This is a genomic window from Methylobacterium soli (assembly GCF_008806385.1).
Lineage (GTDB): Bacteria > Pseudomonadota > Alphaproteobacteria > Rhizobiales > Beijerinckiaceae > Methylobacterium > Methylobacterium soli.
In genome coordinates, this window is the sequence record NZ_VZZK01000007.1 from 73,740 (window position 1) to 86,321 (window position 12,582).

A 12,582-nucleotide genomic window follows, 5' to 3' on the forward strand; every position below is an offset into this window, starting at 1 on the left:
GCGCGCCCGGGCGGCCTGATCTCCGGGACCCCCGCAGCGGAGGACCTTCCGAGCGCGCGCGGCTAATGGGCCGGGTTGGCCGCCGGCTGCGGCAGCGGCGCCCCGCCGCCCTCGTCGCGCGCGCCGATGAAGCGGCCGAACAGGCGCCCGAGGAGGCCGCTCAGGCTGTCCATGAGCAGGAACACCGCCGGCACGAACACCAGCGAGAGCAGGGTCGAGACGATCAGGCCGCTGATCACCGCCACCGCCATCGGCGCCCGGAACTCGCCGCCGACGCCGAGCGCCATCGCGGAGGGCACCATGCCGGCCGCCATCGCGATGGTGGTCATCACGATGGGCCGCGCCCGCTTGCGCCCGGCCTCCACGATGGCGGTGACCCGGTCGACGCCCCGCGCCATCTCCTCGACGGCGAAATCGACCAGCATGATGGCGTTCTTCGTCACCAGCCCCATCAGCATCAGGATGCCGATCACCACCGGCATCGAGATCGGCATGTTGAGGAGAAGCAGGCCCAGGATGGCGCCGCCGATCGAGAGGGGAAGCGAGAACAGGATGGTCAGGGGCTGCAGGAACGAGCCGAACAGCAGCACCAGCACAGCGTAGACCATCATGATGCCGGCCCCCATCGCCGTCAGGAAGCCCGAGAAGACCTCGCCCATAATCTCGGCATCGCCCGTCTGGCGGATCGTGACGCCCGGCGGCAGGCTCCTGGCGGTGGGCGTCGCGAGGGCCTGGGCGATCAGGGAGCCGAGGGCGTCCGAGCCCTCCATGTTCGCCTCGATCGCCACGCGCACGACGCGGTCGTAGCGGTCGATGGCGCCCGGGCCCTGGTCGAGCCCGATCTCGGCCACCGCCGCCAGCGGCACGGCCACCCCGTTCTTGGCCGGCACCTTCAGGCTCTCCAGCCGCGAGACCGCCCCGCGGGCGCTCTCGGGCAGCTGCACCCGGATCGGGACCTGCCGGTCGGCCGCGTTGAACTTCGCGAGGTTTAGGCCGATGTCGCCGATGGTGGCGACCCGCACCGTCTCGGCGATGGCGTCGGTGGACACGCCGAGATCGGCCGCGACGCCCTCCCGGGGCCGGATGCGCACCTCCGTCCGGTTGAGGGGCGCGGTCGACATCACCGAGACGAGGTGGGGGATCGCCGCCATGTCGCGCTGCAGGCGCGCGGCGACCTCGGCCACGACCGCCGCATCGGGGCCGCCGACCACGAGGGCGAGGTCGCGCTGGCCGCTGTCGCGCAGGGACCACGAGCGGATATCGGGCTCCTCGGCCAGCAGGGCCGCGATCTCGGTCTCGAGGTCGGCCTGCTTCTTCGCGCGGTGGTTCTTCGGCGTCAGGTTGACCGTGAGGGTGGCGAGCCGCGTCTCCTTCTTGCCGCCGACCTGCCGTCCGCCATCGACGAAGACCGAGGTCACCTCGGGCAGCGCGCGGATGCGCGCGACGACCCGGTCCGACACCGCCACGGTGTCGGCGAGCTTCGCGCCCGGCGCGAGCTCGACCATGAACAGGGTCCGGGCATTGTCCTGCTTCGGCACGAAGCCCGAGGGCAGCAGGCCCGTGGAGGCGAGCGAGGCGGCAAACAGCGCGAGGCCGACGACGAGCGTGATCACCCGGTGGCGCACCGACCAGCCGACGAGCCGGCCATAGGCGCGCATCACCGGGCCCTCGCGCTCCTCCGCAGGGCCGTGGTCGCGCAGGAAATAGGCGGCGAGCATCGGGGTGATCAGCCGCGCGACGAGCAGCGACATGAACACAGAGACCGCGATGGTCAGCCCGAACTGGATGAAGTAGCGGCCCGCGATGCCGCCCATGAAGGAGACCGGCGCGAACACCGCGATCAGCGTCGCCGTGATGGCGATGACCGCGAGCCCGATCTCGTCGGCCCCCTCGATGGCGGCCCGGTAGGGCGACTTGCCGAGCCGCATGTGCCGGACGATGTTCTCGATCTCCACGATGGCGTCGTCGACGAGGATGCCGGTCACCAGCGTGATGGCGAGCAGGCTGATCCCGTTGAGGGTGAAGCCGAGCGCGTCCATGGCCCAGAAGGTCGGGAAGACCGAGAGCGGCAGCGCGACCGCGGCGATCAGCGTGGCGCGCCAGTCGCGCAGGAACAGGAACACCACGATGACGGCCAGGACCGCGCCCTCGATCAGGGTGTGCATGGCCGAATCGTAGGAGCCGATGGTGGCCGAGACCGAGGAATCGATCGTCTCGAACTGGATGTCGGGATAATGCGCCCGGAACTCGGCGATCTTCCGCTCGACGCCGGCGGCCACCTCGGCATCGCTCGCGCCCGAGCCGCGCGAGACCGCGAAGGCGACGACGGGCTCGCCGTTGAAGCGCGCGAAGGTGCGCGGCTCCTCGATGGCGTCCTGCACGACCGCGAGGTCGTCGAGGCGGACCTTGCGCCCGCCGGGCAGCACGATGGAGGTGGCCTTGAGGTCGCGCAGGGTGCGGGAGGCGGCCAGCGTCCGGATCGACTGCTCGCGGCCGCCGACCTCGCCGCGCCCGCCCGCCATGTCGGCGGAGGTGAGGCGCAGCTGCCGGTTCACGTCCGCCGCCGTGATGCCCAGCGCCAGCAGCCGGTCGGGCTGGAGCACGACGCGCATCTCGCGGGCGACGCCCCCCACCCGCTCGACGCCGCCGACGCCCTTCACGCCCTGCAGCGTGCGCGCGACCTTGTCCTCGACGAACCAGGACAGCTCGGCCGGATTCATGGCCGGCGCCCTGACCCCGTAGACGAGGATCGGCAGCCCGGCGATCTCGACCCGGCTGATCACCGGCTCGTCGATGGTGCGGGGCAGATTGATGCGGATCTTGGAGACCGCGTCCTTCACGTCGTTGACGGCGCGGTCGGTGTTCACCTCCAGGCGGAACTCCACCGTGGTGACGGACGAGCCCTCGGTGATGGACGAGGTGATGTGCTTGACGCCCCGCACGCCCGCGATCGAGTCCTCGACCCACTTCGTCACCTGGGTCTGCAGCTCGGAGGGCGCGGCGCCGGCCTGCGTGATCGCCACCGAGACGATCGGCACGTCGACATTCGGCATGCGCGTGACCGCGAGCCCCCGGAAGCTGACGAGGCCGAGCACGATCAGCACGAGGAAGAGGACGAGGGGCGCGATCGGCTTGCGGATCGCCCAGGCGGAGACGTTCAGGCGCATCGGGGCAACCCGCTGACAGGAGGGACGGAAGGGCGGTGGCGCGGCCCGCTCAGGGCAGGCCGGCCTCGGCGGTATCCTGGGGCGAGGGTGTGGCGGCGACCGCCGGGGCCGGGGCGGCGGCGAGGACCGGGCGGACCCGGTCGCCGTCGCGCAGGAAGCTGCCGGCCCGGGCGACCACGCGCTCGCCCGGCGCGAGGCCGCTCCGGATCTCGATGTCGTCGTCGTCGCTGAGGCCGGTCCGGACGGCGCGGGCCTCGACCGCCTCGCCCGCGACGACGAGGACGCTGCTGCCCTGGGGACCGCCGTAGAGGATCGAGGCCTGCGGCACGCTCACCCCGCGGGTGCGGGCGAGCTCGACCGCCCCGCGGGCGAAGGTGCCGATGCGCAGGCGCGGGTCGGGGTCGAGGCGGACCCGGACCTTGCCGAGCCGGGTCGCCTTGTCGACCTCCGGATAGACCGCCCGCACGCTGCCGGGGACGCGCGCGCCGGCCCCGATCTCGATCCAGGCGGGGCTGCCCTCGCGCAGGAGCGGCAGCTTGGTCTCGATCACCTCGCCCTCCAGCTCGATCTCCCCGCGGGCGATCAGGCGGAACAGGGGCTCGGCGGAGGCCGAGGCCGCCATGCCGACCCGGGCGGTGCGGCGGTTGACGATGCCGGCCTCGGGCGCGCGGATCTCGGTGCGGGCGAGCCGCAATTCGAGTTCGTCGCGCGCGGCCCGGGCCTGGGCGAGCTCGGCCTTGGCGATGACGAGGCCGTTGCGGGCGAAGGCGAGCTTGCCCTCGGCCTGCCGCAGGGCCGCGGTGCGGCTCTCCATCACCACCGCGGTGGCGTTGCCGGTCTGGATCAGCTGCCGCGCCCGGTCATAGCCGAGGCGCGCCTCGGTCTCGGCGGCCTCCGCCTGCTCGATGCTGCTCTGGGCCTGCGGCACGGCGGCGCTCGCCTTGTCGACGAGGGCGCTCTGCTGGGCGAGCTGGCGGTCGATCAGGTCGCGCGACAGGCGGGCCAGGACCTGCCCGCGCGCGACGCGCATGCCCTCCTCCACCAGCACCTCGGTGATGCGGTAGCCGTCGATCTCGGGTGTCACCAGGATCTCGTCGCGGGGCACCAGGGTGCCGGTGACGACCAGGGTCTCGACGATCTCGCGCCGGGCCGCCTCGACCACGCTGACCGCCGGGACCGGCCCGGCCCTCGGCGGCACCGGCGCGGTCTCGGCGCGGGCGGGCCAGGCCGGCAGCCCGAGGGCGAGCGCCAGAAGGACGGGGGCGGCCCGCTTGCGAACAGGGCTCATCGGCGGGTCTCCGGAGCGGGAGCGGCGTCGGGACAGGTCGGCAGGCGGCCGGCCAGGCCCGCATCGAGAAGGCCCCGCAGCCGGGCGGCGGCCGGAGCCGGGTCGTAATCCGGCCGCAGGGCGCGGTTGACGACGATGCCCCGCATCAGCCCGTCCAGGGTCTCGAACAGCGCGACCGGGTCGCAATCCGGCGCGGTGGCCAGCGCCGAGATCGCCTCGATGAAGAAGTCCCGGCCCTCCTCGTCGAACCGCGCCGTCATCGCGGCGATCGCCGGATTGCGGGTGGCCTCCGACCAGAGGTCGAGGCGCAGCACCGCCGCCTCGCGCGGGATGCTCACGAAATACTGGTTGATGATGCCCATGAGGACCGCGCGCCGGTCGCCGCCGCCGGCCAGCCGGCTGACGAGCGCGGCACCCCGCGCGCGCTCCCGCTCGGCGAGGCCGAGGACGAGGGCCTCCTTCGACTCGAAGTAATGGTAGATGTTGCCCGCCGTCATGCCGGCCGCGCGGGCAAGGTCCTGCATGGTGGTGCGGTGGAAGCCGTTGCGGACGAAGCAGGCCTCGGCTGCGTCGAGGATCTGCTCGCGCCGGGCGGTCTGGCCGCTTCGCGCCTCGATGACGGTGCCGAGGGCCGCGCTCACGATTGCGGCCTCCCCGTGCCGGGAATCTGCGCGCGGCCGGCCTCGTCCGTGAGCTGGATCGCGCCGCAGGCGCGCGGCTGCAGGTCGAGATCGGCGCAGAGCCGCGCCTGCCAGCCCTCCGGGCCCGCCCCGGTCCAGCCGACCAGAACCAGCCAGCCGGCCAGGAGAACGCCGCCGAGCAGGAGGTTCGACGGCCTCAGGGCCGACCGGACGAGATCGAGCCCCCGCAGGCCGAACCCGTCGGTCTCCTCCGAAGGGAGAAGCCTGCCCGCATCGACCTCGCCGAACCGAACGCGATGAGAAGGACCCATCACCAACTCCTGTGTGCCGAAGATGCCTATTGAATGTTCATTCAAAAGTCAATGAACGCTCATTCAATGAGCCTCGGCCCGTGAGTGGCGGCGCACATGGCTTGCAGCGCCCGGTCGGCTAAATACGGCTCCGGCAGGCTCGGCGGATCAGGTGGCTTCGGCGTCAGTGGGCCCGGTCGAGGGCGCGGGCTGCGACGATGCCGGGGGCGGCCTGTTCGAGCGGCACGTCGAGCCGCAGGCAGACGCCGCCGGGATCGAAGGCCATGTCGATCTCGCCGTCGAGTTCCCGCTTGATCGCCCCCGTGATCAGGCGCGTGCCGAACCCGCGCCGCTGCGGCGGGGAAACCCGGGGGCCGTTGCTCTCCTGCCAGGTCAGGCGCAGGCGCTTCGCCCCGCCCTCGCCCGCCGCCACGCTCCAGCTGATCCGCACGCGCCCGTCGGCGCGCGTCAGGGCGCCGTACTTCACGGCGTTCGTGGTCAGCTCGTGGGCCATCATGCCGATCGCCAGGACGTAGCGGGGCGCCAGGATCACGGGCGGTCCTTCGAGGACGACCTGATCGGCGTCCCGGCGGTAGGGGCCGATCTCGTTCTCGATGATCTCGTGCAGCGCGGCACCGCTCCAATCGTCGCGCGTCAGGAGATCATGCGTCTTCGACAGGGCGAGGAGGCGGGATTCGAGCTGGGCGGCGCCCTCCTCGCCGCCGCGGGATTGCCGGGCGAGCGCCTGCACGGTGGCGAGCGTGTTCTTCACCCGGTGGTTCAGCTCGTGCAGCATGGTCGTCTGCTGATCCTGCAGGCTGCGGCTGCGGGCGAGCTCGTCCCGCAGGTGGTCCTGGCTGGCCTGGATCGAGCTCGCCATCGCGTCGAACGCCGCGCCGAGCTGCCCGAACTCGGACGGCCCCGAGACGCCCGTGCGGGCGCGCAGGTCGCCGGCGCGCCAGGCCGCCACGGTGCGCAGGAGCCGGTGCAGGGGCCGGCGGATGAAGACCCGGCCTCCGACCAGGGCGCCGAGGACCGACAGCACCGTGCCGATGAGGATCAGGACGAGGCCCCGCAGGGTGGCGGCGTCGACATCCGCGAAGGCCAGCGCCCGGTCCCGCCCGATGACGATCGTGACCCCTTCGAGGACGCCCCCGGGGCGCACGACGCCGACGACCCGCTCGCGCCCGTCGAGCCCGGTGACGATCCGCGCGGTGTCCCGGTCGCGGGCGAGGCGCGCCAGGCGCTCCGGCGGCAGGGGGCGGCCGACCCAGGTTTCCTGGTCCGGCCGGCGCACGAGCACGATGCCGTCCCGGTCGGAGACGGTTAGCGAGGTGCTCGCCTGCGGCACGAGGTGGCGAAGCCGTTCCGAGAGCCAGGAGAGATCGATGCTGGCGACGAGGACGCCGACCGGCCAGGCGTCGTCGTCCCGCAGGGGCTGCGCGAAATGAACGGATTCCCGCTCCGTCGCCACGCCCTGCGCGAACCCGCCCATCGCGAACTCGCCCGTCGCGAGGACGCGCTGGTGATGGTCGCGGCCGGCATTCGAGTAGGCCCCCGGTGCGGAACCGAGGCTGTTGCAGAGGAGGCGGCCGTTCATCTCGGTCACGGCGATGAGGATGATCTGCGGGAGATTGTCGATGATGCGATGGAGGTACTCGGTGCAGGCCTCCGCATCGCGCCCCCGGATGGCGGGCGTCTCGGCCACGATGTCGAGGGTCTGACGAAGGCTGTCGGCGAGCTGGTCGAGATCCGCCGCCACGATGCGGGCGGTCGCGAGGGCGTCGGCCCGGACCGCCTCGTCCCGGTCGGTCCGCAACGCGTATTCGTTGTAGCCCTGGATCGCGAGCGCCGGGGTCAACGCGAGGGCGACCAGGGCCAGGACCCGGCTCGTCAGCATCTTGGCCTCCCCCACACTCGGCGCCTGACAAGCACTCAAGCCGATGCTGCGTCCTCGATGGGCAATCTGCGCGGAGTTGACGCGCAAAGCAAGATCGCGGGTGCTGGCGCGCGTGTCTCGAACCCATCACGGGCTTTACATGGTTTAATATTAATCCGGTCAGGCAGGTTCGCTCCCCGAACTCGTGCGCCCCGAGCCTCCGCTCTTGCTTGCGGGTACAGTCGGGCTCAAGAATTACGCGCGGGAAAACGCCAGAACAACATGGTGCGCGGGGTGAGAGCGGAGGTCAGGCGGGCCGCCGCGCCGCGTCTCCAGAGCCCCGCCGCGGGGGCTCAGTCGGTTTGGCGCGCCCGGTTTGACCTGCCCGCGCAAGCCAGGATAGGCGACACGGGCATTGCGCGAGGCGGATCGGGAGCCCGATGGCGAACCCGTGGCCGATCCTCGGAGACCGGAGACGCCGTTGGGAAGCCGTTACGGACTGGAGATCCGCACCGCGACGGGGTCCGACGCGCCGGGTCTTGCCGCGTTGCTGGCGGCGGCGGGCCATCCGGTGCCCGCGCATGCCCTGGCGGACCGCCTGGACGCGCTCCGCTACGGCCACGGGACGGCTTTGCTGGCGCTCGAATGGGGGCCGCCGAGCGGGATCGTCGTGCTGCACTGGTACCCGGCCCTCGATCAGGCCTCGCCGGTCGCGCAGATCACGATGCTGCTCGTCGGCCCGGAGGAGCGCCGGCGCGGGATCGGCCGCCAACTCCTGAAGGCGGCCTCCCAGGCCGCCCGGATGGCGGGCTGCGCCACCCTGCAGATGCTCGCCGCCCCCGAGCAGCCGAACCTGCCGGAATTCTGCGCGGCCACCGGCTTCACGGCGGCGGCGGGCTGCCTCACCAGGCCCTTGCGGAAGAAAGGTTGAGCGGGACCGTGACCCGGATGGCTTTCCTGGATTTCGAGGCGTCCTCCCTCGGCAAGAGCAGCTACCCGATCGAGGTGGCCTGGGTGTTCGCGACCGGCGAGGCGGAGAGCTTCCTGATCCGGCCGGCGCCCGGCTGGACCGATTGGGCCGCCGAGGCGGAGGCCGTGCACGGCCTCCCGCGCCAGCGCCTCGTCCAGGAGGGCAAGGCCCATGATTGGGTCGCCCTGCACATGCTCACCGTCCTGCGGGGCGTGGAGCTCTACGCCTCCGCCCCCTCCTGGGATGGGCAATGGCTGAGCCGGCTCCTGCGCGCGTCCGGATTGCCCCGGCACGCCCTGCGGTTGCGGGATACCGAGGAGGCGCAACGCCGCAGTGTCCTGGAGATCCTCGCAGCGGGCGGCGTCTCGCCGGACCGGCGCGGCGGCCTCGCGAGCCGGGTGCTCGCCGCAATCGACGCGGAGAGCGCGGCGGGCGCGGCACCGGTGCACCGGGCTTTGGCCGATGCGCAGCGGGAGCGGCAACTCTGGCAGGCCGCCTGCGCCCGAGCCGAGGCCGAGATCCCGCGCGCCGGAGCGGGGCGCGGCGGCCGGGACGGCCCGGCCTGAGCACCCGCCCCGGCGCCCGGGCCGGGCCGCGCCCTAATGCGAGCGGTCGACGCGGTCGGGGGCTTGCCCCTGGTTGCTATGCCGGTGATGGCTGTCCCGCTCGCCGCCGCCCCCCGAAACGTGGGATTTGGTGTCGTTCGTCGGGCTGCCGGGCGTCGGCCCGGACCGGTGCTCGGCGGCGGGCTTCGAGGCGTCCTGGTGGCTGCTGCCGGGGCCGCCGTGATGGCGATCGGCGGCGGGATTCTTACTGGATGTGCTCATCACCGATCCTGCTGATAGCCCTGGTTCGTCGTGTTGACCTTCGTGTTCCCGGCCTGGCCGATCTTGTCGGGATCCTTGGTCTGCGACCCGCCCTTGCCCTGCGCGGTGGGCGCGGGCGCGGCGCTGCCCGGGCCCTTGTCGGATTGGTTGGCGGGCGGAACGGGCGGTGGTTTCGCGGTCATGTCGCCTCCGGGCTGGTGATGTTGGGCAAACCCCGGGCGAGCGAACGTGTTCCGAGAGCGCGGTCCAGTGCAGTCAACGAAGACTCGAAGCATCGGAAGACGCAACGTATCGCGCGCTGCTCGAGAAACAGCCGCGCTCGATCATCCGGATGCTCGACTATGCGGATGCATCAACATCCGAGCCGGTGAATCGTCAGAGTGACATCGTGCGGGGACCGGTCGTCAGCGCGCAGGACAGCGACTTCGGCGTGCCGCCTCGACGCGTCGGACCTCTCGGCCCGCCCGGGTCAGACCGCGCGCGTCATCCGCGCGGCGCGGTCGCCGGGATGCCGGACCCGCGAAGGTCCTTAAGCTCTGACCTGAAGGTCGGGCTGCTCGTCGCGCCGGCGCCAGTCTCGGAACAGAAGGCCGGTGAGTGCCGCCAGGACAGAAATGTAGCCGTAGAAAATAATGGCTTCAGGCATGGCGCGGTGCCCTGAAATGCGTTCAGGGCTCCTTGGAAGCACGGATTGCCGATGCTTCGCAACTGGTTTTCGAAGTTCTCCGGATTGTATTTATTTCGCTGTATAGATCAGCGGCGGGCCCCGCGAGGTCTGGGCGCGGTTCAGCGCGGCCGAGGCCCGGTCGGGGAGCGGGCGCGATCCCAACACCGTACCGATCCCGGGGGCGGCTGCCCTCGGGGCGGGATCTCTGCTACGGTCACGCTTGATCCCTCGGGATGGCGGCCTCGCATGGGGAGGCCGGTGGCGTGGCGGGAGCCTAACGATTGGGAACGTTCAGCATCCTCGTGGCCTTCTCGGTGCGCCTCCTGCTCGTTCTCCTGTTCCTGCCCTTCAGCGCCCTCGACAAGATCCTCAACTTCCAGGGGGCCGTCGGGCAGGCCAAGGAGGCGGTGGCCTCGCGGCGCGGCGCCACCGGCCTGATCCTGATCGGCCTGTTCGTCGAGATCGTGATGTCGCTCGGCGTCCTCACCGGCATCGCGGACCGGGCCGCCGCCTTCATCCTGGCCGGCTATTGCGGCGTCACCGCCCTGCTCTGGAAGCAGTTCTGGAAGCCCGGGGATTTCTGGGCGGGGAGCGACAGCCGCGGCCGCGGCCTGTTCTGGGACTTCCTCAAGAATTTCGCCCTCGCGGGGGGCTTCCTGCTCGTGACGTTCGGCACCGGCGCCGCGACGGTCGAGGCGTTCTTCGCCGATCCCCTCGCCTCCTCCCATCCCTATCGCCTGGCCGACACGCCGCTGCGCCCCTGAGCGCTCACATCTGCGCGCGAAGGCCCGCCCCCGCCGTTGTCAGGGCCGGCGGAACCGCGCAGACCATCCGGCGACGGGCCGCGGGGCGGATCGCGCCCGGCATCAGGGGAGGTCACGCCATGGCGCATTTCATCAACGCGCGCGAAACCCTCGTCACCGACGCGATCGACGGCCTGATCGCCGCGAGCGGCGGGCGCCTCGCCCGGCTCGACGGCTATCCCGACATCCGCGTGGTGCTGCGCGCCGACCCGGATCCGGACAGGGTCGCGGTGGTGTCCGGCGGCGGTTCCGGCCATGAGCCGGCCCATGAGGGCCTCGTCGGGCCCGGCCTCCTGAGCGCGGCCGTCTGCGGCGACGTCTTCGCCTCCCCGTCCGTCGATGCGGTGCTGGCCGGCATCCTGGCGGTGACCGGGCCGGCCGGCTGCCTTCTGGTGGTCAAGAACTACGCCGGCGACCGGCTGAATTTCGGGCTCGCGGCCGAGCGGGCCCGCGCCCGGGGCCTGCGGATCGAGACAGTGCTCGTCGCCGACGACGTCGCCCTGCCGGAGGCCAGGCAGCCGCGCGGCCTCGCTGGCACGCTCTTCGTCCACAAGGTCGCGGGCCATGCCGCCGCCTCCGGCGCCCCGCTGGAGGCGGTGGCGGCGCTGGCCCGCCGGACGGCCGCGGCCGCGCGCTCGCTCGGGATCGCGGTCTCGACCGCCACGATCCCGGGGACCGAGCCCCGGCCGCGCCTCGCGGCGGGACAGGCCGAGCTCGGGCTCGGCATCCACGGGGAGCCCGGCGCCGAGCGCATCGCGCTGCCGCCCGCGCGCGACCTCGCCGCCGTGATGACGGCGCGCCTGGCCGCCCCGGTCGCCGGGGCGGAGCGCCTCGCCCTCCTGGTCAACAATCTCGGGGGCACCACCGCCCTGGAGATGCAGGTGCTGACCCGTGCCGTGCTCGACACCGATCTCGGCGCGCGCGTGCGCCTGCTGCTCGGCCCGGCCCCCGCCATGACGGCGCTCGACATGCACGGCGCCTCGCTCTCCGTCCTGCCCCTCGACGACGAGCTGGAAGCGGCCCTGCTCGCGCCCGTCGCGGTGCCGGCCTGGCCGCGCGCCGAGCGGGTGGAGCCCCGCTTCGCGTCGGCGCGGGTGCGCCCGCTGCCCGAGGGGCTGGAGGGCGAGACCTTCGCGCCCTCGCGCGACGCCCTGACGGCCGGCCGGATCGAGGCGGTGGCGCGCGCGCTCATCGCGGCGGAAGCCGCCCTCAACGCCCTCGATGCGCGGGTCGGCGACGGGGATACCGGCACCACCTTCGCGGGGGCAGCCCGCGCGGTGCTCGCCGATCTCGACCGGCTGCCGCAGGCCGATCCCCCTGCCCTCGCCCGGGCCCTCGCCTGGCGGATCGGGCGGGCGGCGGGCGGATCGAGCGGCGTGCTGGCCTCGATCTTCTTCGCCGCGACCGGTGCCGCGCTCGCCGGCGGGGCGGCCTGGCCCGCAGCCCTCGCCGACGGGGTCGCGCGGGTGCGCGCCTATGGGGGGGCTGCGCCGGGCGACCGCACCCTGCTCGATGCCCTGGTCCCGGCCGTCGACGCGCTGGCCACTGAGGGCCTCGCCGGGGCGGCCCGCGCCGCGCGGGAGGGCGCCCGCGCCACCGCCCGGCTGGAGCGCGCCGCCACGGGGCGCTCCAGCTACCTCGCGGCGGGCGATCTCAGGGGCGTCGAGGATCCGGGCGCCGCCGCGGTGGCGGAGGCCTTCGGGGCGTTGGCGCCGGGTTGACCCGTTCCCTCGCCGGCCGGGCGGGCGGGAACGCTGATCACCCGACTTTAGCGTCCGTCCGCCCGGAGGATCCGCGCGAGATCGCCCGATTTCTCCTGCACGGAGAGCCAGAAGGCGCGCGGTTCCAGTTCCTCGGCGCCCCCGGCCTTGAGGTAATCGTCCAGCGCCGTGATGGCTTGCAGGCGCTCGGCGCCCGTTGCGTGCGCGGCGAGATAGTCGCTCAAGGCCGCGCTGATCGCGTCGTCCGACGTGACGCCGTGATCGGCCATATTCTTCAAGGTGCTGAGGCAGGTCTCGAGATCGTTCATGGCCGGAACCTAGCAACCGGT

At 72.7% G+C, this 12,582-nt stretch carries 13 protein-coding genes; 5 read left to right on the forward strand and 8 right to left on the reverse strand.

All coding sequences use genetic code 11. The features are described 5' to 3' along the window. Positions 1–62: 62 nt before the first annotated feature. The 5 genes from F6X53_RS08580 to F6X53_RS08600 form a co-directional block, all read right to left on the reverse strand. Positions 63–3,167, reverse strand: coding sequence for an efflux RND transporter permease subunit (locus F6X53_RS08580; protein WP_150999511.1), 3,105 nt, complete (start codon positions 3,165–3,167; stop codon positions 63–65). Between the two features lie 49 nt (positions 3,168–3,216). After that, on the reverse strand, positions 3,217–4,455 hold the full coding sequence (locus F6X53_RS08585; protein ID WP_150999514.1) for an efflux RND transporter periplasmic adaptor subunit: 1,239 nt from the start codon (positions 4,453–4,455) through the stop codon (positions 3,217–3,219). Further along, positions 4,452–5,096 (reverse strand): TetR/AcrR family transcriptional regulator, encoded by a 645-nt coding sequence (locus F6X53_RS08590; RefSeq protein WP_150999516.1) that lies wholly within the window; start codon positions 5,094–5,096, stop codon positions 4,452–4,454. Before F6X53_RS08590 ends, F6X53_RS08585 begins: the two co-directional genes overlap by 4 nt. After that, the gene (locus F6X53_RS32250; RefSeq protein ID WP_191970752.1) at positions 5,093–5,407 is read right to left on the reverse strand and encodes a hypothetical protein; all 315 of its coding nucleotides are present in this window, start codon (positions 5,405–5,407) and stop codon (positions 5,093–5,095) included. Before F6X53_RS32250 ends, F6X53_RS08590 begins: the two co-directional genes overlap by 4 nt. 163 nt (positions 5,408–5,570) lie before the next feature. Continuing rightward, positions 5,571–7,286 (reverse strand): sensor histidine kinase, encoded by a 1,716-nt coding sequence (locus tag F6X53_RS08600; RefSeq protein WP_150999519.1) that lies wholly within the window; start codon positions 7,284–7,286, stop codon positions 5,571–5,573. Positions 7,287–7,746: 460 nt separating this feature from the next. On the opposite strand from F6X53_RS08600, the gene F6X53_RS08605 reads away from it, so the two are divergent. Continuing rightward, positions 7,747–8,196 (forward strand): GNAT family N-acetyltransferase, encoded by a 450-nt coding sequence (locus tag F6X53_RS08605; protein WP_150999521.1) that lies wholly within the window; start codon positions 7,747–7,749, stop codon positions 8,194–8,196. Between the two features lie 17 nt (positions 8,197–8,213). Further along, positions 8,214–8,801: a 3'-5' exonuclease gene (locus F6X53_RS08610; protein WP_150999739.1), complete on the forward strand. Its 588-nt coding sequence runs from the start codon at positions 8,214–8,216 to the stop codon at positions 8,799–8,801. A 33-nt stretch (positions 8,802–8,834) separates the two neighbouring features. Here F6X53_RS08610 and F6X53_RS08615 read toward each other — a convergent pair whose 3' ends face one another. Together F6X53_RS08615 and F6X53_RS08620 are read right to left on the reverse strand one after the other, a co-directional pair. Next, positions 8,835–9,062: a hypothetical protein gene (locus F6X53_RS08615; RefSeq protein WP_150999523.1), complete on the reverse strand. Its 228-nt coding sequence runs from the start codon at positions 9,060–9,062 to the stop codon at positions 8,835–8,837. Beyond that, positions 9,062–9,244: a hypothetical protein gene (locus tag F6X53_RS08620; RefSeq protein WP_150999525.1), complete on the reverse strand. Its 183-nt coding sequence runs from the start codon at positions 9,242–9,244 to the stop codon at positions 9,062–9,064. Before F6X53_RS08620 ends, F6X53_RS08615 begins: the two co-directional genes overlap by 1 nt. A 149-nt stretch (positions 9,245–9,393) precedes the next feature. On the opposite strand from F6X53_RS08620, the gene F6X53_RS08625 reads away from it, so the two are divergent. The 3 genes from F6X53_RS08625 (at position 9,394) to F6X53_RS08635 (ending at position 12,253) form a co-directional block, all read left to right on the forward strand. Beyond that, positions 9,394–9,723, forward strand: coding sequence for a hypothetical protein (locus F6X53_RS08625; RefSeq protein ID WP_150999527.1), 330 nt, complete (start codon positions 9,394–9,396; stop codon positions 9,721–9,723). Positions 9,724–10,010: 287 nt separating this feature from the next. Continuing rightward, positions 10,011–10,493, forward strand: coding sequence for a DoxX family membrane protein (locus F6X53_RS08630; RefSeq protein ID WP_150999528.1), 483 nt, complete (start codon positions 10,011–10,013; stop codon positions 10,491–10,493). Positions 10,494–10,612: 119 nt separating this feature from the next. After that, positions 10,613–12,253 (forward strand): dihydroxyacetone kinase subunit DhaK, encoded by a 1,641-nt coding sequence (locus F6X53_RS08635; RefSeq protein WP_150999530.1) that lies wholly within the window; start codon positions 10,613–10,615, stop codon positions 12,251–12,253. Positions 12,254–12,300: 47 nt separating this feature from the next. Here the strand turns inward: F6X53_RS08635 and F6X53_RS08640 are convergent, their stop codons facing one another. Then, the gene (locus F6X53_RS08640) at positions 12,301–12,561 is read right to left on the reverse strand and encodes a hypothetical protein (RefSeq protein WP_150999532.1); all 261 of its coding nucleotides are present in this window, start codon (positions 12,559–12,561) and stop codon (positions 12,301–12,303) included. Between the last annotated feature and the right edge of the window lie 21 nt (positions 12,562–12,582).